Consider the following 23,876-nt stretch of genomic DNA (forward strand, 5'->3'; position numbering starts at 1 on the left):
GCTTCTTTTAATTTTAAACTTGTTTTACTTCAATAATATTTACAGGACACGCTTTTTTGGCTTCGTTAGAAGCTTCAAAAATAGTTTCATCGTGTGATTTTACCGTAAAAAAACCTTTTTTTTCAGTAGCGTGCAGTAAAACCGATTTACCATCTTTTTTAGACATCTGAAATTGCATCGGTGCAACTTCTACACAGTAGTTACAACCGATACATTTTTTTCTTTGTAAGGTAATTACTACCATTATTGTGCTGCAAATTCTGTTTTAACAATTTTATACAACTTATCTGAAGAGCGTATTTTAAAATCTAACTTCATGGTAACTTCATCTCCTTTGGTTGCTTTTTTAGCAGGAGTATCGTTTACAAACATTTCTTTCAATTCCATTTCTTGTGCACCAGTTGTGGGGCCAGTAATTAAAATAGTATCGCCAATAGTTACATCGTAAGCTTCAATTTTAAATTCGCCAATTTTTGCTTTCTGAAAATAATGTACTCCTTTACCTAAATATACTTTCTTTTGTGTAGCGTGCGAACCAGGTTCTTTGCTCCATTCACCAAGTTTTTGTCCTAAATAATAACCATTCCAAAAACCACGATTGTATACTTTTTCTAATTCTTGCATCCAAGAAATTACCTTTTCTTTGTCGTAAGTTCCATTTGCTAAACTATCAATCGCATCGCGGTAACATTTAATTACTTTGGCAACATATTCTGGCGCTCTTCCACGTCCTTCAATCTTTAAAACTTTAATTCCAGCATCGGCAACTTGATCTAAAAAATCAATCGTGCATAAGTCTTTAGGAGACATGATGTATTCGTTATCTAGTTCCATTTCAAAACCAGATTCTTGATCAATAACAGTATATTTTTTACGACAATTTTGTTTGCAAGCGCCTCTGTTTGCTGATGAATTATGTGAATGTAAACTCATGTAACATTTTCCAGAAACCGCCATACATAACGCTCCGTGACCAAATATTTCTATTTCCAATAAACGCCCTGCAGGACCTTTAATTTCTTCTTTGATTATTTGTTCGGTAATTTTTTTTACCTGACGTAAAGAAAGCTCTCTACTTAGCACAATAGTATCTGCAAACATGGCATAAAACTTTACCGTTTCTATATTGGTAATGTTTATTTGTGTAGAAATATGGACTTCCATTTGTGCAGCTCGCGCCATAGAAATCACTGCTTGATCCATGGCAATTACCGCGGTAATATTTGCTTCTTTTGCCTTTGTTATTAGTGTTTTTACAATGGATAAATCATGATCGTACACAATGGTATTTAAAGTTAAATACGTTCGTACATTTTTTTCGGAACAACGTTTCGAAATTTCTGTCAAGTCATCCAACGTAAAATTGATAGATGCTCGAGCTCTCATATTTAATTGTTCAACGCCAAAATAAATAGAATCGCAACCGTTGTCTAATGCAGCTTGTAACGATTCAAAATTTCCGGCAGGTGCCATTAATTCAATCTTTTGCATCTGCTTATTTTTTAAATTTTAAGACTTCCGATCTTCCTTTTTTGAAGATTTTATTGCTATTTCCTTTTCCTTTTCGCAATTCTTTTTGCTCTTCAAAAGACAATTGAATAATTTCTTGACAATCAGTAGAACAAGTGTTTTCTGTTTTTTCAGCACATTCATTACATTGAATAAATAATAAATGACACGCCTCGTTAGCACAATTTGTATGTGTATCGCAAGCTTTACCACATTGGTGACAATTAGCAACTACATCATCAGTAATACGCTCAGCTCTACGATGATCAAAAACAAAATTTTTACCAATAAATTTATTTTCAATTCCTTCATCTTTTACCTGACGAGTGTATTCTATAATTCCGCCTTCTAACTGAAAAACATTTTTAAAACCTTTATGTTTGTAATAGGCAGAAGCTTTTTCACAACGAATCCCGCCAGTACAATACATCAGTAAATTTTTATCTTCTTTATTATCTTTTAAATCTTCTTCAATAATATCTAACGAATCTCTAAACGTATCTACATCTGGAGTTACAGCGCCATTAAAATGCCCAATTTCACTTTCGTAATGGTTTCGCATATCTACACAAACGGTGTTTGGATCTGCTAACATTTCGTTAAATTCTTTAGCATTTAAGTGTACACCTTTGTTGGTAACATCAAAAGTTTCGTCATTTAAACCATCGGCAACAATTTTGTTGCGAACCTTTACTTTTAGTTTTAAAAACGATTTATTGTCTTGCTCAACTGCAACATTTAAACGGATATCCTTTAAAAAAGAAATGGCATCTAGTTGTTCTTTTAATTGCAAGAAATTTTCTGCCGGAACAGAAATTTGTGCGTTAATTCCTTCGTAAGAAACATAAGTTCTACCAAGAACATCAAGCTCGTTCCATTCGATAAATAATTTATCTCTAAAAATTTGTGGATTTTCTATCTTGTAATATTGATAGAATGATATGGTTAAACGGTCTTTTCCCGCTTCATCAATTAATGCAGCGCGTTCTTTTGCGCTTAACTTGTTGTACAGTTGCATGCTATACTTTTTTAAGTTTTACAAAATGTATTTGATTTATCTAAAAAATCGATGCAAATGTACTGATTTTTTGTGTTTTACTGTTTAAAAACATACTTTTTGAATTAATTTGATATTTTTTAAACTTTAACTAAAAATATCAATAAAAACAGATACAACTAATTCAATTTTTTTAAACCTTTGTATTATATATTAATTTTAGTAACACGTTAAAAAAATGAAAGTTGCAGTTGTTGGCGCTACCGGAATGGTAGGAAACGTAATGTTAAAAGTATTAGCAGAAAGAAATTTTAAAATAACAGAATTAATTCCTGTTGCTTCAGAACGTTCTGCCGGAAAAAAAATAAATTATAACGGTACCGATTATACCGTAGTAACTTTAGCAACCGCAGTAGCAATGAAACCAGATGTTGCATTGTTTTCTGCTGGTGGAGATACGTCGTTAGAATGGGCTCCGAAATTTGCAGAAGTTGGTACAACGGTTATTGATAATTCATCGGCTTGGAGAATGGATCCTACTAAAAAATTAGTAGTTCCAGAAATTAATGGTGATGTATTAACTATTGATGATAAGATTATTGCAAACCCTAATTGTTCTACGATTCAATTAGTGATGGCTTTGGCTCCTTTGCATAAAAAATATACAATGAAACGCGTGGTAATTTCTACCTATCAATCCGTTTCAGGAACTGGTGTAAAAGCAGTTGCGCAATTAGATAATGAAGAGGCTGGTATTGAAGGCGAAATGGCGTATCCGCATAAAATAGGAAGAAATGCGTTACCACATTGTGATGTTTTTTTAGAAAACGGATATACTAAAGAGGAAATGAAATTGGTAAAAGAACCGAAAAAGATTTTACGCGATGATTCTTTTTCTGTAACCGCAACGGCAGTTCGAATTCCTACTGCAGGTGGGCATTCAGAAGCAGTAAATGTACAGTTTAAAAATGAGTTTGATTTAAAAGAAGTTCGTGAAATTTTAAATAACACAGACGGAGTTGTTGTTCAAGATGATTTAGCGAATAACTTATACCCAATGCCAATTACAGCGCATAATAAAGATGAGGTTTTTGTTGGAAGAATCCGTAGAGATGAATCGCAAGCAAACACGTTAAATCTTTGGGTTGTTTCTGATAACTTACGTAAAGGAGCAGCAACAAATACCATACAAATAGCCGAGTATTTAGTGGCAAATAATTTGATTAAATCTGTAGTTACAGTTTAATAAGTTATTTTTATACCGAACTCACGTTTAATATAATCCTGTGCAAATTTGCACAGGATTTTTTATTTTTGATGTATGAATAAAAAACAGATCATAGAAAATACGATAGCGTTTGTAAAAAAAACGCTACAAGGCGCTGAAGGAGGACACGATTGGTTTCATATACAACGTGTGTATAAAAATGCATTGTTAATAGCTAAAGATGAAAAAGTGGATGTTTTTATGGTGTCAATTGGTGCTTTATTACATGATATTGCTGATGCAAAATTTTATGACGGAGATGAAACAGTTGGACCAAAATTGGCACGAGAGTTTTTAGAGAAACAGCGAGTAAATGAAGAAGTAATTGTTCATATAGAAAACATTATTCAATTTATATCTTTTAAAACAAGTTTATCAGACGGAGAAAAATTTACTTCACCAGAGTTGGCTGTAATTCAAGATGCAGATAGACTAGATGCTATTGGGGCAATAGGGATTGCACGTTGTTTTAATTATGGGGGATTTAAAAATAGGGCTTTATATGATCCTGAAATAATACCTAATTTAAATATGACAAAAGAGGAGTATAAAAAATCTACCGCGCCAACAATAAATCATTTTTATGAGAAATTGTTACTCTTAAAAGATAAAATGAATACCAAAACAGGAAAAAATATTGCTTTAGAAAGACATAATTATATGGAAAATTTTTTAAAACAATTTTATGCTGAATGGAATGGGTTGAAATAGAGTGTTTTAAGAGAATAATGTATTGTTTGTGTATTTTTATTGAAAAAAAAATAAAAAATATCGCTTTTCTTTGAAGATAAATTATATATTTACATCAGTAATTAATAATCCCCTTATTAATAGATTATCCCCTTAAATACTAAAAAAGCATCTAGAGAACTAGATGCTTTTTTACGTTTTATTAGGTGACTTTTATTTTCCAGGAAAAACAGGTTTTCTTTTTTCTAAAAATGCGGTAGTACCTTCTTTAAAATCTTCGGTACCAAAACAATCTCCAAATTCATTAATTTCAGTTTCAAAACCATTTACACCATCTTTAAAATTATCGTTTACAGCTCTAATTGCAGCACTAATTGCAACAGATGAGTTACGCATTATTTTACCAGCAATCTTTGTTGCTAAAGGTAATAATTCGTCTAAAGAAACAACGTGGTTTACTAACCCCCACTCTTTAGCTTCTTCAGCAGAAACCATTCCAGCAGTCATAATTAATTCCATAGCTTTTCCTTTACCAACTAATTGAGGTAAACGTTGTGTACCTCCATAACTAGGAATTACTCCTAATGATACTTCAGGTAATCCCATTTTAGCATTATCAGAAGCAATTCTGAAATGACAAGCCATGGCTAACTCTAATCCGCCACCTAAAGCAAAACCGTTTACGGCAGCAATTACAGGCGTAGCTAAATTTTCTACTAAATTAAATAATGATTCTTGCCCTAATCTAGCCAATTTACTTCCTTCTTCTACAGAGAAATTTGCGAATTCAGAAATATCGGCACCAGCTACAAAAGCTTTCTCTCCGCTTCCGGTAATAATAATTGCTTTTACATTTTCATCGTCTTCTAAATCTTCAAAAGCAGTACTTAGTTCTTGAATTGTAAAACTGTTTAAAGCATTTAATTTTTTAGGTCTGTTAATGGTAATTGTTGCTAATCCTTTAGAGATATCAACTAAAATGTTTTCAAAATTCATTTTTAATTAAGTTTTAGGTAAAATTACGGTAAAAACAGTTCCAACTCCTTCTGTTGAGGTAAAGTTGATAGAACCATTATACGCTTCAATTATGTTTTTTATCATGGCTAAACCTAAGCCCATTCCACTTGTTTTTGTGGTAAATTTAGGTTCAAAAATTAGTTCTTTGTTTTTATTTGCAATTCCTTTTCCGTTATCAGAAACCGTAATTTTTACATTATTTCCGTCAGAAGTTACTTTTACTTCTATTCTAGGCGCTGTATCGGTTTCTTTAATGGCTTGTGTTGCGTTTTTTACTAAGTTAGTTAAAATTCTAATTAGTTGTGTTTTATCTAAATGAGCAAATAATTCGGTTTCTTGCGGAATATAGTAGATGTAATCTTCGGTAAAAATATCGAGCGCATGTTTTACTACGCTTACCACGTTTAATTTTTCGCGACGTTGCGTTGGCATTTTAGCAAAGTCAGAAAAAGCAGAAGCAATAGAGCTCATTACATCAATTTGTTGAATAAGAGTTTCGCTATATTCTGCTAATTTTTCTTTAACATCTGCTGCTTCAGGATTAAATCGTCTTTCAAAACTTTGAACAGAAAGGCGCATGGGTGTAAGTGGGTTTTTAATTTCGTGCGCTACTTGTTTTGCCATTTCTCTCCAAGCTTGTTCACGTTCGCTTTTCGCTAATTTTACAGCACTTTCTTCTAATTGATCAATCATATTATTGTATGAATCAATTAAAGAATTTATTTCTGAACTAGCTGAGTTTAACGTAATTTTTTCATTCCGTTTATTTAAGCGAGTTTCTTTAATTTTTTGAGAAATTGTTTGAATAGACCTGGTAATATAGCTTGATAAAAAATAGGCCAACGAAATAGCAATGATAAACATAAGTAAGTACACCAATAGTAAACGCGATATAAATTCGCGTAACTCGTGCTCTTGTTCTTCGTTGTCTTGTGCAATTTGTATTTGTAAAATTCCTATTCGTTTAAAACGCGGATCATATATATAGGTATATGAAGATTGATAAGTAGCACCTTCTTGATAATCTTTATCTGTGTGTTTATGGTTTGAGTTATTTGCAAGCTTATTAATGGTTTCCTTGGGTAAATTTTTACCTTCTTTTTTATCAAAATTATAAGGAATAGACGATTTTAATAATACACCATCCATATCGTACATAGATATGGTAAGTTTATGTACGTAAGCAATATCGTAAATTCTATCTTGAAAAATTTTTGATAAATTTTTGGTAATAACCGGATAAGTAGTTCTACGTTTTAACTCAATTTTAATATCGTTTTTAGTAGAGGCTTCTTTACGTGCAAAACGCAATTTGTTATAATCATCTGTTTGCTCGCCGTATTGATAAATGGTAACACTTATAATTAAAACAGATGCCAATAATACTAGCAGTATCATTGATAAAAAAATTCTAATTCGTAACGATATTCTTTTAATATTTGGCAAACCTACAGTTTAATTTTTTTTGTTTTCATAATTAGTGTATCATCAAATTTACCATCATTATCCCAATCGGATATTGATGTTCCTTTAAAACCATTTTTTAATTGTTTTATTTTATACCAAGCTTTTACTTGTTTTCCTAAATAAATATAATTTATAAATAAACTATCGTTTTTGGTTTTCCATTTACCGTTAGTTTCGTCAACTTTTTTTCCATTAGGCTGTTTAAACCAAGCAGAAAATGTACCGTCTTTTTTGTAAGATGATTGTGCTCTACCAGCATTAGGATTGGTGAAATTGTCTTCAAAAACAGATGTGCTATCGGTTTTATTTACCGTTGGCATTTTAATTTTTAAATAGGTAGTTTCCCAATTACCAACCATATAATCAGATAAATTCTTTTTTTCTTTTTGATTACAAGTAACAAAAAGCATTCCGAAAATAAGAATAAGAAGATATTTTGTTTTCATAATTACGATTGTATTTTTTCTTCCTTTGTATGTAATAAACGCGTTAGTTTAATAGATAAATCTAGTAAAATTATTTTAGCATTTCCGTTTCTTTCTATATGATATTGCGCGTCGTTTACTTCTTTTTCGATAGTTAAAATATTACCACTGTGAATAAAAGGAGCGAATTTTGAAAGTTGAAAATTAGCAGATTTTGTTTCTAAAAAAACCAAATCAGGTGTTCCGTAATTTAGTAATAAAGCTTGTCTAAAAAACTGTAAACAATATTGTAAAAATTGTTTTTGCGTTTCCCTTCCCGATTTTGCAATAGTTTCAGACCAACCGATTAAATCTTGAATAACAGCGGCATTTCCTTTGGCTTTAAAAGCAGCGCGAATCCAAATAATAAACCATTCTTCAAAAACTAAATCGTTAGAATTGTTGTTTAAAATATGCAATGCTTTATTGTAATTTCCTTCGGATTGATGTGCTATTTTAACCGCTTCATTTTCTAAAACATTTTCGTTTTTAACCAAAGTATTGGCAATATCAGCATCGTTTAAAGAAGGGAAATTTAAGGCTTGACAGCGAGATTTTATGGTGTTTATAATTTGCTCTTCATCTTCAGTAATTAAAATAAAAACCGTTTTACTTGGCGGTTCTTCAATCAACTTTAATAATTTATTAGAAGCAGCAATATTCATTTTTTCTGCCATCCAAATAATCATCACTTTAAAACCACCTTCGTACGATTTTAGTTGTAGTTTTTTAACAATATCTTGGGCTTCATCTACTCCAATCTGACCTTGTTTATTTTCTACTCCAATATGTTGCGACCAGTTAAATAAGCTTCCGTAAGGTTGCTTTTCGATAAAAGTTCTCCAATCTGCCAAGAATAAATTACTAACAGGATGCTTTTTTACCGAATCGTTGGTGGTTACCGGGAAAGCAAAATGCAAATCGGGATGTTGTAATTTACTACATTTTATATTACATGCTTCGCTGTTGTTAGACGAGCTACAAAGTAAATATTGGGCATAAGCAATTGCCATAGGCAAAGTACCAACGCCTTCTTTACCAACAAAAAGTTGTGCGTGCGGTATTCGGTTATTTTTTGCCGATTGCTGTAAATGCTTTTTAATATGTTCTTGCCCTATAATTTCATCGAAAGTCATGCAACAAATATAAGATTTCAACTTCATTGAACAATTAATAAAAGAAAGATGAGATTGTTGATTTGGTTCTGTTTAGAATGGTTCTATTTTAGTATCTTTGCTTTCCAATTTATACTTGATTATTTTGAATTCAATAGCAACTTTACATGTAGGAGAGCGAGGAATTATATCAGAAGAATGTTTAGATATTATTCCTTTAAAATTATTAGAAATGGGTTGTTTACCTGGAACGGAAGTAAAATTATTGCAAATAGCACCATTTAAAGATCCGGTTTACATTTGTGTAAACGGTAGTCATTTAGCCATACGAAAAGAAACGGCAAGTAAAATTGTAATTACGAAAATATAACGGATGAGCAAACACATTAATGTAGCTTTAATTGGAAATCCGAATACCGGAAAAACTTCACTTTTTAATCAATTAACAGGTTTAAATCAAAAAGTTGGTAACTACCCAGGAGTTACTGTTGATAAAAAACAAGGAACGTGTAAAATATCGACAGAAACTACGGCAATTATTACCGATTTGCCAGGAACTTACAGTATTAATCCAACATCAATAGACGAAAGTATTGTTTTAAAAACACTATTAAACGTTAAAAAATCTGCAAAACCAGATGTAATTGTTGTAGTTGCTGATGTTGAAAATTTAAAACGAAACTTATTACTGTTTTCTCAAATTCAAGATTTAAAAATCCCTACCATTTTAGCCTTAAACATGGCCGATCAAATGAAACGTAAGGGAATTTCTATTGATATTGAGGGTTTAGAAAAAGAATTACAAACAAAAGTTGTTTTAATTTCTGCTAGAAATAACGAAGGAGTAAATAATATAAAAACAGCAATAGAAAGCTATAAGTCGTTAAAAACACACTCTAACTTTAAAGAAATTGCCACCAAAATTGAGGCAGCATATTTTAATAAATTATCAGAAATAAGCAGTAGCTTTTCGGTATACGAATTATGGATGATGCTTACCAAAAAGCATACTTCTTTACTTTCTGATGATGAAAAAAAACAGCTTCAATCTTTTGAGAAAGATATTACCAAGCAAAAAAAATATCAGCATAAAGAAACTATTTATCGTTATCAAAAAATCAATTCAATTTTAAAAGAAACCTATAAAGTTGATGCTTCTAAAGCAACCGATTTACGATCGAAATTAGATCGTGTTTTTACACATAAATTTTTCGGTTATTTTATTTTCTTCGGATTATTATTGTTGATTTTTCAATCGGTTTTCGATTGGGCTTCTACACCGATGGATTTAATAGACGGTTTATTTGCAAATATTGCTGAGTTTACTAAAGCTAATTTACCTGCGGGGAAACTTACCGATTTGTTAACAGACGGAATTATACCAGGAATTGGCGGAGTGATTATTTTTATTCCGCAAATAGCCATTTTATTTTTATTCATAGCCATTTTAGAAGAAACGGGTTATATGAGTAGAGTGGTTTTTTTAATGGATAAAATAATGCGTCGTTTTGGAATGAGCGGTAAAAGTGTAATTCCGTTAATTTCAGGAACTGCATGTGCCATACCAGCAATTATGGCAACCCGAACTATTTCTAGTTGGAAAGAGCGTTTAATTACCATTTTAGTAACGCCATTCACAACTTGTTCTGCACGTTTGCCAGTATATGCAATTTTAATTGCGTTGATAATTCCAGACACAAAAGTACTTGGAATTGTAAGTTTACAAGGCTTAACTTTATTAGGATTGTATGTTTTAGGTTTTGGCGCTGCAATTATTGGTGCGTATATTTTACATAAAACATTAAAAATAAAAAACACATCGTTTTTTGTGGTAGAAATGCCAAATTATAAACTTCCGTCTGCTAAAAATGTATTTTTTGATGTATTAGAAAAAACAAAAGCATTTGTTTTTGGAGCAGGAAAAATAATTTTAGCCATATCAATTGTATTGTGGTTTTTAGCATCGCACGGACCATCGTCATTTAAGAATGCTGAAAAAAATGTGATAGAAAGTACGGCAAATCAACAATTATCAAAAGATGAATTATCGCAAAAAATAGCTTCTGCAAAATTAGAAAATTCATATATCGGAATTGCAGGAAAAACAATTGAACCTGTTGTAAAACCTTTAGGTTATGATTGGAAAATAGGAATTGGTTTAATCGCTTCTTTTGCTGCAAGAGAGGTGTTTATAGGTACATTGGCAACTATTTATAGTGTTGAAAATGATGATGAAGATATTACAACAATTAAAGAAAAAATGGCTTCTGAGATAAATCAAGAAACGGGCGAAAAACGATTTAATTTTGCTACTGGAATGTCTTTATTGCTATTTTACGCATTTGCAATGCAATGTATGGCAACTTTAGCGATTGTTAAACGAGAAACTAAAAGCTGGAAATGGCCTGTAGTACAATTGGTAGGTATGGGAATTTTAGCCTATTTATCGGCCTTTGTAGCATATCAAATATTAAGTTAATGCAAGAAATTATTACTTATATAATTGTAGTTTTAGCTGTTTTTTTTCTGATTAAAAAGTTCTTTTTAAAGTCGAAAAAAAATAAAGGATGTCATACCGATTGTGATTGTTCTTAAAATTAGCAGTATTTTTTAATAACACATTTAACAAATAATGTATGTTTGTGGTATTATAATTGATTTGGTAAAACTATTATTGATTTAAAAATTTATACATGAAAAAAATATTTTTAATAGCAATGTTTGCTGTTGGTTCGTTTGCTCAAGCACAACAAGAAGTAAAAATAGATATTTTAGACGCCTTAGCACTAAAAACGGTTGAGGTTTCTTACGAATATTATACTAGTGAAAGTTCATCTATTGGAGTATCAGGATTGATTAATTTCGAAAAAAAATCTGCTGATTTTAGATATAATGAGGAATGGATGATTACACCTTATTTTCGTCATTATTTTACAAGTAATAGTAATTGGAATTATTTTGGTGAAGTTTTTTTAGGGATTAATAAAGGGGAAAGAGAAATTGATTTAATTGGTAGTAGTGCAAAACAATATAAAGAATATACTGATGGAGCTTTAGGAATTGCTTTAGGATCTAAATACGTGTCTTCTGGAGGTTTTGTAGTTGATGTTTACGGTGGTTTAGGACGAAATATGTTCTCGTCAGAATCTCGTTCTGTAGTACCAAGAGTAGGGGTGAATTTAGGATATAGATTTTAATATTTTAAGAAATAAATAATAAAAAAAGCTCGCGTTATGCGAGCTTTTTTGTTGATAAGATATTTGTTAATATAAAAGCTATGATTGCTGGTAATACCCAACCTAAATGCTGATTTGCTAACGGAATAAAAGCGATAATTTCAGTTAAATGTTTTTTATCAATAATAAAAGCTAAAAAATCTGGAATGCTAAAAATAAAAGTAACCAACACTACGGTTTTAAAAACAAAAGCAGGAGTAAATTTATTAGGAACAACATTTAAGATGATTAAAATAATGGTAATCGGGTAAATAAACATTAATGCAGGTAAAGCAATATTTATAATATAACTCACATCAAACTGACCAACTAAAACACCAATAATACAGCCAATAAAAGCGGTTATTTTATAGGTTTTTTTCGAATTATTGGTAATTCCTTTTATATAATCGGCAGTACCTGTAATAATTCCTACCGCGGTGGTAAAACAAGCCAAGGCTACTAATACACTTAAAAAAACAGTACCAATATTACCTAAGGTTTGCGTACTTAAATCGCTTAAAATTTCAGATCTAGTAGCGGTATTGTTAAATATAGAGTTAAATAAAGCTCCGTTATAAATTAAACCAGCGTAAATAATTAAAAGTCCAAAACCAGCTATAAAACCAGCTTTGGTTATCAGTTCTTTTTTATCTTTAAAAGAACTTTTTTTATTAAAACTTAATGAAATTACTAAAATACCACCCACAACTACAGCGCCGATAGCATCAAAAGTTTGATATCCTTCTAATAAACCATTTATAAAAGGAGTTTTAAAAGTAGATGGATTTATTATTTCTGGCGCAGTAAACATTCCTATAAAAATGATTGCCAATAATATTAGGATAATTAACGGAGTTAAAAACTTACCTAATAAACTTAAAACTTTTGTTCGATTAATTGCAAATAAAAAAACCAATGCAAAATAAAAAGTACTTGTTATTAGCGAACTGCTATTAAAATAAGGAGCAATTGCCATTTCGTGGGTAACCGAAGCTGTTCTTGGTGCTGGTAAAGCAATTGAAATTGCGTAAACAATAAAACAGTAGATTGAGCTAAAAACAGGCGATACTTTTTTACCAAAATCGTACATGGTTCCTTGTAATTTAGCGTGTGCTAAAATTCCTAGAATAGGTATAAATACAGCGGTAATAAAAAAACCAATTGTTACCCAACTCCATAAATTACCGGCATTTTTACCTAAAAAAGGAGGTAAAATTAAATTTCCTGCTCCAAAAAACATAGAAAATAAAGCAAAACCCGTAACGTATATTTCTTTTGTTTTATTCATTTTTAGAGGTGTTTTTAATGATAAGTAAAATAAAATTTACGGCTAAGTATAAAAGCGCAATTACAATTAAGGTAAATTTTATAAAAGCAAAATAATAGGCTATTAAAGACCATAATTTATTCGTACTTCCTAATAATAATTGTATTAAGCTAACGTTTTCTATCGCGTCAAAAATTGCTGTAAAAAGTTGTGAAAATAATAAAATAAGTCCCACGTTATAAAATGGATGACCTTTCCAAAGTTTTTTATTGAGTTTGTGAATTAACAAGGCAATTAAAAGCGGATAAATCATCAGAAATAAAAAATCTAATCCAACACTAATTCCTGCACTAATTTTTGCTTTTACATTCCAAGAATTTAAAATAGCTTCAGAAGTTTCAAAGTCTTTTGCTAATTCAAAAGATAAAATTCCGTTTTTACAAACAGTATTTATCAAATAATAATCAATACTTAACATACAGTATAGTATGGAAGCCGTAGCAATAGAGAGGAAAATAGTAAGTTTTTTTTCATTATTTACAGATAATGAAGAAAAGGGAGAGGTTAACATGATTTTAGAATAAATACTAGCGAAAGATACATATTTTTGCAAGATGCAAGACTTTATCGTTTATAAAAATAGTAGAATCGCTTTTTCGGATGTTGGTAAAGGGAATGCGATTGTTTTACTGCATGGTTTTTTAGAGAATTCGACAATGTGGAGTAATATATCTGCGGAATTATCAACCAAAAATCGAGTGATTTGTATTGATTTATTAGGTCATGGAAATTCAGAATGCATAGGTTATGTTCATACAATGAATGATATGGCATTGGCGGTAAAAGAGGTTTTAAAATCGTTACGACTTAGAAAGTATATTATAATTGGGCACTCAATGGGAGGATATGTTTCTTTAGCGTTTGCAGAGAAATATCCGAAGCATATAAAAGGATTGTGTTTGTTAAATTCAACTGCTCAAGCAGATACTAAAGAACGAAAAGAGTTGCGTTCAAGAGCTTGTAAAATAGCAAAAACCAATTATAATAATTTGATAAAAGTATCTGTTGCAAATTTATTTACCTCTAAAAGTACAACTCAGTTTATTTTAGAGATAGAAAAAGTAAAGAACGAAGCATTAAAAACTCCCGTACAAGGATATATTGCAGCAACAAAAGGGATGCAATTAAGAGAAAATAAAGAGGCTGTTTTGCAAAAAATAACGAAACGATTAATTATTACAGGAAAAAACGATCCGATAATAAATTATCAATCAATAGTATATGAGTCTGCGCGAACAAATACGCCTTTGGTAACAATTTTAGGTGGGCATATGAGTTATGTAGAGGCTAAAAATGAGGTGTTAGAAGCTGTAAAAGAGTTTATTAATTTTTAAAAAAGCATTTTTTTATGTATTTTTAAGTCGAATAATATTCCCTCAAATAAAAACAAATATGAAAACCCACCATTTATCAAAAGAAAAATCATTATTAAGTAAATATTTAAGAGAAATAAGAAGTGTAGGAGTGCAGAATGATTCGATGAGATTTCGAAGAAATATCGAAAGAATTGGCGAAATACTAGCCTACGAATTAAGTAAAGAATTAACTTTTGAAAGAGTAGAAGTTGAAACTCCTTTAGGTATTAAAGAAACGAAGTTACCTATTAATCGGTTAGTTTTATGCTCGGTACTTAGAGCAGGAATTCCATTACATAATGGTTTGTTAAATTATTTTGATGACGCTGAAAATGCTTTTATTTCTGCATATCGTAAGCATCATGTTGAGGATGAGGAATTTGATATTGTTGTTGAGTATTTAGCGTCACCAACAATTGAAGGAAAAACATTGTTATTAGCAGATCCAATGATTGCCACAGGGCGTTCGTTAGTGGCTGTTTACGAGAGTATAAAAAAACACGGTACACCTAAAGAAATACATATATTATCTGTTATTGGTTCAAAAGAAGGAATTAAACTAATAGAAGAGTTTTTTCCTGAAAACACTAACTTATGGGTGGCAGATATTGACGACGAACTTAATAGTAAAGGTTATATTGTACCTGGTTTAGGTGATGTTGGCGATTTAGCTTTTGGGGCAAAATTATAAGATTACAAAAAGGGTGCTACAATCGAACTAATTAAAAATAAGATTAACACCACATCTGCAATCCATTTTTTTTGATATAACTCTAAGCCATTTGCTAATATTATAGCAGTAGGAAAAAACAGCAATAACAATTCGCCACCAGTTCTATTATCTATTAATAAAATAATAAAAACAGCAATAATTAAGTGAATAAGCGTTAAAATCCAGTTTTTTCTAAAAGTATTAAGAATTGCTAACGCTTTTGGACTTTTTAGTACCATTGCTGTTATTACAAAAACACCAATAAGTATAATTGAAAATAGATAAGAAGTGCTTAAATATAAATTTATATTATAAGTAAAATCCCAATTAAAGAGAAGGTAAAAATCGTTTACCTGATCATACCAAAAACAGTAGGTAAAAAACAAAAAAACAACACTTGCAAAACTAATTACCGGTATTAATAATGTTTGATACGTAAAATGATGATGTAAATAAATAGAAGCATACAGTAACACAGCAAAAATTACCGTGTAAGGCTCAATTAAAAAAGCAATACCTAGCCACAAACCACCATCAAATAATTTATGAAAAGTGTTTTTAGGCGATTGTAAACTGTAAACTTTTCGTAAAAAAATAAGTACGGTTAAACAAGTGTAAAAAGCTTTGTTAATTTGTATGGCGTCAGGAAAAAAACCAATAAGTATTACAAAAAATAAAAAACTAAAAGAGTTATCAAAAGTTAATTTATTTTTTGCGATAATAAAGTTAAAAACAGCAAAAACAACAATAAAACCAAGTAATTCTTTAAAAGAATTAAAGGATATTTCTTCGGTTAAAAAACGAAGAAAAAAGTAAATTAAAAATAGCGTAAAAATTACGATGAAATTTACAGGTTTAGATTTACCGAAAAAATTGGCTAACATGGTTTCTTTTTATACTTTTGCAACTGTAAATATAATCAAGTTATGTTAGGATTAAATATTTTTAGATTAATTGGAGATTTTTTTGAGTTAATTTTCATTCCATTTAAATGGTTAAGATTAGAAGTTGCTAAAGGAGATTTAGGATGGTGGACTTCAAATGCCGTTAACTGGATATTTGTATTAATTCTAATTGTGTTATTTGGGTATTGGATGAAGCAATCATCAATCTTCTTAAAAGAAGGAACTGAAGACCGAGCTTAATTTTTAGATACATTGGGAAGCAAAAATAAACTAAAACGTTTTAAAGAAAATGAAACGTTTGCTAATGTAATTCAGCCAACAAGAGAAGAGGTAATTAACGATTTTTCTTTAAAAGGAAAATGGAATACCTTTTTTAAAAACGACAACCCTATAGTTTTAGAGCTAGGTTGTGGTAAAGGTGAATATACGATAGCATTAGCAGAAAAAAATCCGAATAAAAATTTTATTGGTATTGATATTAAAGGAGCTCGTTTTTGGCGTGGTGCTAAAACCGCTATTGAAAACGACATGCAAAATGTTGCCTTTATTAGAACGCAAATAGAATTGGTAGCTTACATTTTTGCTGAAAATGAAGTTGATGAAATTTGGATAACATTCCCAGATCCACAAATAAAATATCAACGAACAAAACATAGAATGACTAATACGGCATTCTTAAAAAGATACCATCAAATTTTAAAAGAAGATGGTATTATGAATCTAAAAACCGATAGCGAGTTTATGCACGGTTATACTTTAGGTTTATTACATGGTGAAGGTCACGAAATTTTACACGCCAATCATAACGTGTATAAAAATGAAGGCGCACCAGAAGAGGTAACTTCAACGCAAACTTTTTACGAAAAGCAATACTTAGAAAAAGGAAAGCCGATTACGTATATCCGTTTCAAATTGAATTACTAACTTTACTCGGTGAGTAAAAATCAAAATTTTTTCGAAAGAGTTTACGAGGTTGCAAGGTTAATTCCTTTTGGCAAAGTAACCAGTTATGGTGCAATCGCAACATATTTAGGTGCAGCACGATCTGCCCGAATGGTAGGTTGGGCAATGAATAAAGCACATAATTTAGATGATATTCCTGCACATAGAGTTGTAAACAGAATAGGTTTACTTACAGGGAAACAGCATTTCGATGGCACTAATTTAATGCAGCAATTATTAGAAAGCGAAGACATTGTAGTGGTTGAAAACCAAATTCAAGATTTCGAAAAAATATTTTGGAATCCATCCGAAGAACTTCAATAATACTTACTTATTACCGTATAAATTTTCGCTATTTAAACACTTTATTTTCTGCGCTCTAAAACGTATCTTTGTTCTTTAAAAATAATTTAATTAAATACTCTAATGAGTTTTAAAAAAGAAGATATATACAAAGCGTTAGAAACGATTACTGCACCAGGAGAAGGTAAAAGTTTAGTAGAAAACGAAAACATAAAAAACATTGTTGCTTTTGGCGAAGAAGTAATTGTTGATGTTACTATTTCAAACCCATCTTTACAAGCCAAAAAGAAGGTTGAAGTTGAAATTATGAAAGCAATTCACGAGCACGTTCATCAAAAAATTGATGTAAAAGTGAATGTAAAGGTTGAGGCAAAACCTAAAGAAAATCCAACACAAATAAAAGGAAAAGAAATTCCGAATATTAAAAACATTATAGCTGTAGCTTCTGGAAAAGGAGGTGTAGGAAAATCTACCATTACATCAAATATGGCAGTTTCTTTAGCTAAAATGGGCTTTAAAGTTGGTGTTTTAGATGCCGATGTTTATGGACCATCACAACATTTAATGTTTGATGTAGCAAACGAAAAACCATTAGCAGTAAAAGTAGATGGGCGTTCTAAAATGAAACCTGTTGAAAATTACGGAGTAAAATTACTATCCTTAGGTTTTTTTACAGATCCTAACCAAGCTGTAATTTGGCGTGGACCAATGGCATCAAAAGCATTAAATCAATTAATTTTTGATGCAGATTGGGGCGAATTAGACTTTTTGTTGATTGATTTACCTCCAGGTACAGGAGATATTCATTTATCAATCGTACAAGCAGTGCCAATTAACGGAGCCGTAGTGGTAAGTACTCCACAAAACATAGCTTTAGCAGATGCTAAAAAAGGAGTTGCTATGTTTAAACAAGAAAGTATTAACGTACCTGTTTTAGGTATTGTTGAAAATATGGCATACTTTACACCAGCAGAATTACCAGACAATAAATATTATATTTTTGGTAAAGGTGGTGCTAAAAACTTAGCCGAAGATATTGATACTAGCTTTTTAGGAGAAATTCCGTTAGTACAAAGTATTCGTGAGGCAGGAGACGTAGGGCATCCGGTAGCATTACAAGAAAACACGCCTTTAGAAAAAGCATTTACCGATGCAACTAAAGAAATGATTTCTCAGTTATTAAAAAGAAACGCGAATTTACCTGCTACAGAAGTAGTTCGTATCACTACAATGAGTGGTTGTAGTACAAAATAATAAAACGGTTATGACAGCAACAGAAATAAAAAACAACGTAGAAAAAGCATTAGAAGAAATCCGCCCTTTTTTAATAAGCGATGGTGGAAACATTAAGCTATTATCTATCGAAAACAACAAAGTAAAAGTTCAGTTAGAAGGAGCTTGTAGTGGCTGTTCAGTAAACCAAATGACGTTAAAAAACGGAGTAGAAGCAACTATTAAAAAATATGCGCCAACAATTGAAGAAGTAATTAATGTAGCATAAATGCTGATTTTTATCAGTTTTTAATAACTATATACTTATTATTTTTGGGCGTTCGAGCGTGCTTTCGCTACTCGCTTTTTTAAAATAAAAAAATATTTTAAAAAGAGCTTAAACAAACCGCTCAATCACTAACGCATAAAAACATTCCTGTCTTTTTTTTAAAGACAGGAATGTCAATATAAAAAAGAAATTCTTGTAGTAAAATGATACAAACAGACATATTAATTATAGGAGCAGGACCAACAGGATTGTTCACTGTTTTCGAAGCAGGATTATTAAAACTTCGTTGTCATTTAATTGATGCATTGCCACAAGCAGGAGGGCAATGTTCAGAAATTTATCCTAAAAAACCTATTTACGATATACCAGCGTATCCAGAAATTTTAGCAGGCGATTTAACCGATAAATTAATGGAACAAATTAAACAATTTGAACCAGGATTTACCTTAGGAGAACGCGCTGAGACAATCGAAAAACAAGAAGATGGTAGTTTTATAGTAACCACCAATAAAGGAACAAAACACCAAGCGACTGTAGTAGCAATAGCAGGTGGTTTAGGAAGTTTTGAACCACGTAAACCACCAATTCCTAGTATTGCAGATTATGAAGATAAGGGAGTTGAGTATATGATTAAAGAACCAGAATTATACCGCGATAAAGATGTTGTAATTGCTGGAGGTGGAGATTCTGCTTTAGATTGGTCTATCTTTTTAACAGATGTTGCAAAATCGGTAACTTTAGTACACCGAAGAAACGAATTTCGAGGTGCTTTAGATTCAGTTGATAAAGTACAAGAATTAAAAGATGCTGGAAAAATTAATTTAGTTACACCGGCTGAGGTAAAAGGAATTGTTGGTAAAAATAAAGTTGAAGGTGTTTTAATAGCACCAAAAGACAAAGAAGAATATACTTTAGCTTGCGATCATTTTATTCCGTTGTTTGGTTTGTCTCCAAAACTAGGGCCAATTGCAAATTGGGGATTAGAAATTGAAAAAAATGCTATTAAAGTAAATAATGCATTGGATTATCAAACAAATATTCCAGGAATTTATGCTATTGGCGATGTAAATACGTATCCGGGAAAATTAAAATTAATACTTTGCGGTTTTCACGAAGCAACTTTAATGTGTCAAAGTGCATTTCAACGTATTTTTCCAGATAAAAAATATGTAATGAAATATACAACTGTTGGTGGCGTAGATGGTTTTGACGGAACCAGAAAAGAAGCTCCGAAAGCGGTTGTTAAAAAAATTGAGTAAGTCTTTATCAACTTTAAAATTAAAATAAATTGACATTAATAAACTATATAGAACAACTTTCGCAAGATAAACTCTTGTATTTTGCCTTACCTATATTTTTTATTTCGATGTTGATTGAATATAAAATTGCATCAGAAAAATACAATATAAAAGACACAAAAGTATCAGTGTTAATGATGGTTTTTTCTGCAATTGTAGAATTTATTCCTAAGGTTTTAGCATTTATAATCTTCTTTTATCTGTATGAAATCAGTCCATTAAAAGAAGTTGTTCAGCGTCAATATTGGGCGTGGATTCTGTTATTATTTGCAGATGATTTTGCTTATTACTGGTTTCATCGTTTAAATCACGAAGTGCGATTATTTTGGGCAGGTCATGTGCCGCATCATTCGTCAATTCACATGAATTTAGGTACAGCTTTGCGCCAAGGAGTTGGTGAACGTGTTCATAAATTTTTCTTTTGGATGTGGATTCCGTTATTAGGTTTCGATCCTTTAATGATGTTTACTATGATGGGTGTAAGCTTAATTTATCAGTTCTTTGTACATACAGAATTGGTAGATAAATTACCAAAACCAATTGAGTTCATATTCAATACACCATCGCATCACAGAGTACATCATGCATCAAATATTCGTTATTTAGATTGCAATCATGCGGGAATCTTAATTATCTGGGATCGTTTATTTGGTACTTTTTCTAAAGAATTAAAAGAAATTGAACATCCCGTTTACGGTTTAACAGTAAATATTGAAACGTATAATCCTATAAAAGTTGCTACTCACGAGTATTCGGCAATTTGGAAAGATGTAAAAAGAGCCACTAAATTTTCTGATAAGCTAAATTATATTTTTAATTCACCCGGTTGGTCACACGATGGTGAAGATAAAAGAGCGAAGACTTTACGTAAAGAAATGAATTTGTAATATGGAACAAGACGTTACCCTAAAAATAACTGACAGAGAAGGTGTTTTACACGAAATTCAAGCACCTACAGATATGGCAATGAATTTAATGGAAGTAGTTCGTTCGTACGAAATTGCACCAGAAGGAACTATTGGTATTTGTGGCGGAATGGCAATGTGTGCCTCGTGCCAATGTTATGTGAATTCAGAGCATGAATTACCAGCAATGAACGATGATGAAGATATGATGTTAGCAGAAGCTTTTCATGTAGAAGAAAACAGTCGTTTGGGATGTCAAATTCAAATTACATCTAAAATGGATGGTTTAGAAGTAACTTTAGCGCCAGAGAGTTAAAAAATCTCACATACTTTTCTGTATATTTGTAGAACAAGCAACTAAAAGTTCTAACAAATGTATTTAGACTTATTATCACACTTAAAATTCTTAATTAAAAGAAATCCTGAATAAGCATTAATAATTAATCGCGTAATTAAACTAATTTATTAATTATCAAAAACTAATTATTATGTCTCGTTATCATTCATTGGGTAAAATCCCAAAAAAAAGACACACAACTTTTAAAAAACCAAACGGAGAATTGTACCAAGAAGAGTTATTTGGTACTGCTGGTTTTGCAGGAATGTCGTCGTTATTATATCATATTCATCCGCCAACAGTTGTCACAGAAATTAAAGATAAAGGATCTGTTGTGCCAAAAATAGGCGTTGAAAAAAACATGAAAGCTTTAAGTTTTAAAGGATTTTCTTTACCTGTTGAAGAAGATTTTTTAGACAGTAGAAAAACTTTATTTGTAAACAATGATTTGCACATTGGTTTAGCAGCGCCAAAATCTTTTTCGAAAGATTATTTTTATAAAAATGGTGATGCTGATGAAATGCTTTTCATTCATGTTGGTTCAGGAACTTTAAGAACAAATTACGGTAATATTCCTTTTAAATATGGTGATTATTTAATTATCCCGAAAGGGGTAATTTATCAAATAGATTTTGATACAGAAGACAATCGTATTTTATATGTAGAATCTTTTGAGCCAATTTTAACACCAAAAAGATACCGTAATAATTTTGGACAATTATTAGAGCATTCTCCTTTTTGTGAGAGAGATATGCGATTGCCAGAAAACTTAGAAACACACGATGAAAAAGGCGAGTTTTTAGTGAAAATTAAAAAACAAGGAAACATGTGGGAATATGTGTACGGAAATCACCCTTTTGACGTAGTTGGTTGGGATGGATTTCATTATCCGTATGCATTTTCAATTCACGATTTTGAACCAATAACAGGTAGAATTCATATGCCGCCACCAATTCATCAAACATGGGAATCTGCAGGATTTGTGGTATGTAGTTTTGTTCCAAGAATGTACGATTACCATCCAGAAAGTATCCCAGCACCATATCATCATAGTAATATAGATTCAGAAGAATTATTGTATTATGTTGATGGTGATTTTATGAGCAGAAATGGTATTGAAAAAGGACAAATTACCTTGCATCCAGGAGGTGTTCCTCATGGTCCGCATCCAGGAGCAATAGAGCGAAGTGTTGGTAAAAAAGAAACTGGCGAATTAGCGGTTATGATAGATCCTTTCAGACCGATGTCTATCACCGAAGAAGCTTTAAAATTACAAGTAGATGATTATCATAAATCTTGGATTTTATAAAAAATTAAAAACAATTTCTGATTTACATTTAAGTCTCTTAAACTTAAAAACTCAGAATAAAAATATCATTTAAAATGGCAAAAGAAATAAAATCAGTAAACTACGGTTTAGAAAAAATATTTGAAGGAGCGCAAGATTTCTTGCCTCTTTTAGGAACAGATTACGTGGAATTTTACGTAGGAAACGCAAAACAAGCAGCACACTTTTATAAAACTGCATTCGGATTTCAATCACACGCATATCGCGGATTAGAAACAGGTGCAACAGATTCTGTAAGTTATGTATTAACGCAGGATAAAATCAAGTTGATGCTAACAACTCCGCTAAATAGCAAATCACCAATAAACGATCATATTGTGCAACATGGTGATGGTGTAAAAATTGTAGCACTTTGGGTAGAAGATGCGAGAAAAGCGTATGAAGAAACGACCTCTCGTGGCGCAAAATCTTATATGGAACCAACTGTTGAAAAAGACGAACATGGAGAAGTTGTAAGAGCAGGAATTTACACTTATGGAGAAACTGTACACATGTTTGTTGAGCGTAAAAACTATAACGGAGCATTTTTACCAGGATTCGAAAAATGGGAATCAGAATATAATCCGCCAGCTGCAGGTTTAAAATATATTGACCACATGGTTGGTAATGTTGGTTGGAACCAAATGGATGTTTGGGTAAAATGGTACGAAGATGTAATGGGGTTTGAAAACTTTTTATCTTTTGATGACAAGCAAATTCATACAGAATACTCGGCATTAATGAGTAAAGTAATGTCTAACGGAAATGGTAGAATTAAATTTCCAATTAACGAACCAGCAAAAGCAGCAAAACGTTCTCAAATTGAAGAATATTTAGATTTTTACGAAGGCGCTGGTGTGCAACATATAGCCGTTGCTACTGATGATATATTAAAAACAGTATCGCAATTAAGAGCAAACGGAGTAGAATTTTTATCAACTCCGCCAGATGAATATTACAAATCTGTTCCTGGACGTTTAGAAGAATTTGATCACGAATTAAGAGAAGATATTGAAAAATTAAAATCTCTAGGAATTATGATTGATGCTGATGAAGAAGGATATTTATTACAAATTTTCACCAAACCAGTAGAAGACAGACCAACGTTATTTTTTGAAATTATTCAAAGAATGGGAGCTCGCGGATTTGGAGCAGGAAACTTTAAAGCATTGTTCGAATCTATTGAGAGAGAACAAGAAAAAAGAGGAACTTTATAAACT

General features: G+C 31.3%; 28 protein-coding genes. 18 read left to right on the forward strand and 10 right to left on the reverse strand.

Annotated features, from left to right (window positions below):
• Window positions 1–13: 13 nt before the first annotated feature.
• Genes ACN5J5_RS05960 through ACN5J5_RS05970 form a run of 3 tightly spaced genes read right to left on the reverse strand, consistent with a single transcriptional unit; the run spans window position 14 to window position 2,527 of the window.
• Entirely contained in the window at window positions 14–244 is a 231-nt protein-coding gene (locus ACN5J5_RS05960) for a ferredoxin (protein ID WP_418646391.1), read from the reverse strand.
• Window positions 244–1,491, reverse strand: coding sequence for a peptidase U32 family protein (locus tag ACN5J5_RS05965; RefSeq protein ID WP_418646392.1), 1,248 nt, complete (start codon window positions 1,489–1,491; stop codon window positions 244–246). Before ACN5J5_RS05965 ends, ACN5J5_RS05960 begins: the two co-directional genes overlap by 1 nt.
• Before the next feature lie 4 nt (window positions 1,492–1,495).
• Window positions 1,496–2,527 carry a rhodanese-related sulfurtransferase gene (locus ACN5J5_RS05970; protein WP_418646393.1) on the reverse strand — a complete coding sequence of 344 codons (1,032 nt, stop codon included), beginning with the start codon at window positions 2,525–2,527 and terminating at the stop codon, window positions 1,496–1,498.
• 217 nt (window positions 2,528–2,744) lie between these two features.
• Here ACN5J5_RS05970 and ACN5J5_RS05975 point away from each other — a divergent pair, with 217 nt between their 5' ends.
• Together ACN5J5_RS05975 and ACN5J5_RS05980 are read left to right on the forward strand one after the other, a co-directional pair.
• Window positions 2,745–3,752 carry an aspartate-semialdehyde dehydrogenase gene (locus ACN5J5_RS05975; RefSeq protein WP_418646394.1) on the forward strand — a complete coding sequence of 336 codons (1,008 nt, stop codon included), beginning with the start codon at window positions 2,745–2,747 and terminating at the stop codon, window positions 3,750–3,752.
• A gap of 75 nt (window positions 3,753–3,827) precedes the next feature.
• Window positions 3,828–4,484 (forward strand): HD domain-containing protein, encoded by a 657-nt coding sequence (locus ACN5J5_RS05980; protein WP_418646395.1) that lies wholly within the window; start codon window positions 3,828–3,830, stop codon window positions 4,482–4,484.
• Between the two features lie 192 nt (window positions 4,485–4,676).
• On the opposite strand, the gene ACN5J5_RS05985 is transcribed toward ACN5J5_RS05980, so the two are convergent.
• The 4 genes from ACN5J5_RS05985 to ACN5J5_RS06000 are packed head-to-tail and all read right to left on the reverse strand — an operon-like array spanning window position 4,677 to window position 8,547.
• A complete protein-coding gene (locus tag ACN5J5_RS05985; protein ID WP_418646396.1) occupies window positions 4,677–5,459 on the reverse strand; it encodes an enoyl-CoA hydratase/isomerase family protein in 783 nt (260 codons plus the stop codon).
• Between the two features lie 6 nt (window positions 5,460–5,465).
• Complete coding sequence (locus tag ACN5J5_RS05990) at window positions 5,466–6,878, reverse strand: sensor histidine kinase (protein WP_418646397.1); 1,413 nt, start codon at window positions 6,876–6,878, stop codon at window positions 5,466–5,468.
• A 50-nt stretch (window positions 6,879–6,928) separates the two neighbouring features.
• Entirely contained in the window at window positions 6,929–7,393 is a 465-nt protein-coding gene (locus ACN5J5_RS05995; RefSeq protein WP_418646398.1) for a hypothetical protein, read from the reverse strand.
• A gap of 2 nt (window positions 7,394–7,395) precedes the next feature.
• Complete coding sequence (locus ACN5J5_RS06000; protein WP_418646399.1) at window positions 7,396–8,547, reverse strand: ATP-binding protein; 1,152 nt, start codon at window positions 8,545–8,547, stop codon at window positions 7,396–7,398.
• A 124-nt stretch (window positions 8,548–8,671) separates the two neighbouring features.
• Between ACN5J5_RS06000 and ACN5J5_RS06005 the strand changes: the two genes are divergently transcribed.
• The 4 genes from ACN5J5_RS06005 to ACN5J5_RS06020 all read left to right on the forward strand — a co-directional run bounded on the left by ACN5J5_RS06005 (window position 8,672) and on the right by ACN5J5_RS06020 (window position 11,723).
• A complete protein-coding gene (locus ACN5J5_RS06005; protein WP_418646400.1) occupies window positions 8,672–8,896 on the forward strand; it encodes a FeoA family protein in 225 nt (74 codons plus the stop codon).
• 3 nt (window positions 8,897–8,899) lie between these two features.
• Complete coding sequence (feoB, locus tag ACN5J5_RS06010; RefSeq protein WP_418646401.1) at window positions 8,900–11,005, forward strand: ferrous iron transport protein B; 2,106 nt, start codon at window positions 8,900–8,902, stop codon at window positions 11,003–11,005.
• Window positions 11,005–11,121 carry a FeoB-associated Cys-rich membrane protein gene (locus ACN5J5_RS06015; protein ID WP_418646402.1) on the forward strand — a complete coding sequence of 39 codons (117 nt, stop codon included), beginning with the start codon at window positions 11,005–11,007 and terminating at the stop codon, window positions 11,119–11,121. The genes feoB and ACN5J5_RS06015 overlap by 1 nt, the downstream gene beginning before the upstream one ends.
• Before the next feature lie 98 nt (window positions 11,122–11,219).
• A complete protein-coding gene (locus ACN5J5_RS06020; RefSeq protein WP_418646403.1) occupies window positions 11,220–11,723 on the forward strand; it encodes a DUF3575 domain-containing protein in 504 nt (167 codons plus the stop codon).
• Between the two features lie 34 nt (window positions 11,724–11,757).
• Here ACN5J5_RS06020 and brnQ read toward each other — a convergent pair whose 3' ends face one another.
• A complete protein-coding gene (brnQ, locus tag ACN5J5_RS06025) occupies window positions 11,758–13,032 on the reverse strand; it encodes a branched-chain amino acid transport system II carrier protein (protein WP_418646404.1) in 1,275 nt (424 codons plus the stop codon).
• A complete protein-coding gene (locus ACN5J5_RS06030; RefSeq protein ID WP_418646405.1) occupies window positions 13,025–13,582 on the reverse strand; it encodes a hypothetical protein in 558 nt (185 codons plus the stop codon). The genes brnQ and ACN5J5_RS06030 overlap by 8 nt, the downstream gene beginning before the upstream one ends.
• 43 nt (window positions 13,583–13,625) lie before the next feature.
• On the opposite strand from ACN5J5_RS06030, the gene ACN5J5_RS06035 reads away from it, so the two are divergent.
• Both ACN5J5_RS06035 and upp read left to right on the forward strand, forming a co-directional pair.
• A complete protein-coding gene (locus tag ACN5J5_RS06035) occupies window positions 13,626–14,405 on the forward strand; it encodes an alpha/beta fold hydrolase (RefSeq protein ID WP_418646406.1) in 780 nt (259 codons plus the stop codon).
• Window positions 14,406–14,463: 58 nt separating this feature from the next.
• Window positions 14,464–15,117, forward strand: coding sequence for a uracil phosphoribosyltransferase (gene upp / locus ACN5J5_RS06040; protein ID WP_418646407.1), 654 nt, complete (start codon window positions 14,464–14,466; stop codon window positions 15,115–15,117).
• A gap of 2 nt (window positions 15,118–15,119) precedes the next feature.
• Here upp and ACN5J5_RS06045 read toward each other — a convergent pair whose 3' ends face one another.
• On the reverse strand, window positions 15,120–16,022 hold the full coding sequence (locus tag ACN5J5_RS06045) for a DUF6427 family protein (protein WP_418646408.1): 903 nt from the start codon (window positions 16,020–16,022) through the stop codon (window positions 15,120–15,122).
• A gap of 42 nt (window positions 16,023–16,064) precedes the next feature.
• Between ACN5J5_RS06045 and ACN5J5_RS06050 the strand changes: the two genes are divergently transcribed.
• From ACN5J5_RS06050 to hppD, 10 genes are all read left to right on the forward strand, one after another.
• Entirely contained in the window at window positions 16,065–16,283 is a 219-nt protein-coding gene (locus ACN5J5_RS06050) for a DUF6341 family protein (RefSeq protein WP_418646409.1), read from the forward strand.
• Between the two features lie 12 nt (window positions 16,284–16,295).
• Complete coding sequence (gene trmB, locus ACN5J5_RS06055) at window positions 16,296–16,967, forward strand: tRNA (guanosine(46)-N7)-methyltransferase TrmB (RefSeq protein WP_418646410.1); 672 nt, start codon at window positions 16,296–16,298, stop codon at window positions 16,965–16,967.
• 9 nt (window positions 16,968–16,976) lie between these two features.
• The gene (locus tag ACN5J5_RS06060) at window positions 16,977–17,309 is read left to right on the forward strand and encodes an MGMT family protein (RefSeq protein WP_418646411.1); all 333 of its coding nucleotides are present in this window, start codon (window positions 16,977–16,979) and stop codon (window positions 17,307–17,309) included.
• A gap of 102 nt (window positions 17,310–17,411) precedes the next feature.
• Window positions 17,412–18,542: a P-loop NTPase gene (locus ACN5J5_RS06065; RefSeq protein WP_418646412.1), complete on the forward strand. Its 1,131-nt coding sequence runs from the start codon at window positions 17,412–17,414 to the stop codon at window positions 18,540–18,542.
• 10 nt (window positions 18,543–18,552) lie between these two features.
• Window positions 18,553–18,789 carry a NifU family protein gene (locus tag ACN5J5_RS06070; protein ID WP_418646413.1) on the forward strand — a complete coding sequence of 79 codons (237 nt, stop codon included), beginning with the start codon at window positions 18,553–18,555 and terminating at the stop codon, window positions 18,787–18,789.
• A gap of 203 nt (window positions 18,790–18,992) precedes the next feature.
• Complete coding sequence (locus ACN5J5_RS06075; RefSeq protein WP_418646414.1) at window positions 18,993–20,048, forward strand: NAD(P)/FAD-dependent oxidoreductase; 1,056 nt, start codon at window positions 18,993–18,995, stop codon at window positions 20,046–20,048.
• A 29-nt stretch (window positions 20,049–20,077) separates the two neighbouring features.
• Window positions 20,078–20,974 (forward strand): sterol desaturase family protein, encoded by an 897-nt coding sequence (locus tag ACN5J5_RS06080; RefSeq protein ID WP_418646415.1) that lies wholly within the window; start codon window positions 20,078–20,080, stop codon window positions 20,972–20,974.
• A 1-nt stretch (window position 20,975) separates the two neighbouring features.
• Complete coding sequence (locus ACN5J5_RS06085; protein ID WP_418646416.1) at window positions 20,976–21,308, forward strand: ferredoxin; 333 nt, start codon at window positions 20,976–20,978, stop codon at window positions 21,306–21,308.
• Between the two features lie 172 nt (window positions 21,309–21,480).
• Window positions 21,481–22,638, forward strand: a complete 1,158-nt coding sequence (locus ACN5J5_RS06090; RefSeq protein WP_418646417.1) for a homogentisate 1,2-dioxygenase — start codon at window positions 21,481–21,483, stop codon at window positions 22,636–22,638.
• Window positions 22,639–22,712: 74 nt separating this feature from the next.
• Window positions 22,713–23,873, forward strand: coding sequence for a 4-hydroxyphenylpyruvate dioxygenase (gene hppD, locus ACN5J5_RS06095; protein ID WP_418646418.1), 1,161 nt, complete (start codon window positions 22,713–22,715; stop codon window positions 23,871–23,873).
• The last annotated feature ends 3 nt before the right edge of the window (window positions 23,874–23,876 follow it).

The sequence above is a fragment of the Tenacibaculum insulae genome, assembly GCF_964512435.1.
In the GTDB taxonomy this organism is placed as follows: Bacteria; Bacteroidota; Bacteroidia; order Flavobacteriales; family Flavobacteriaceae; genus Polaribacter; species Polaribacter insulae_A.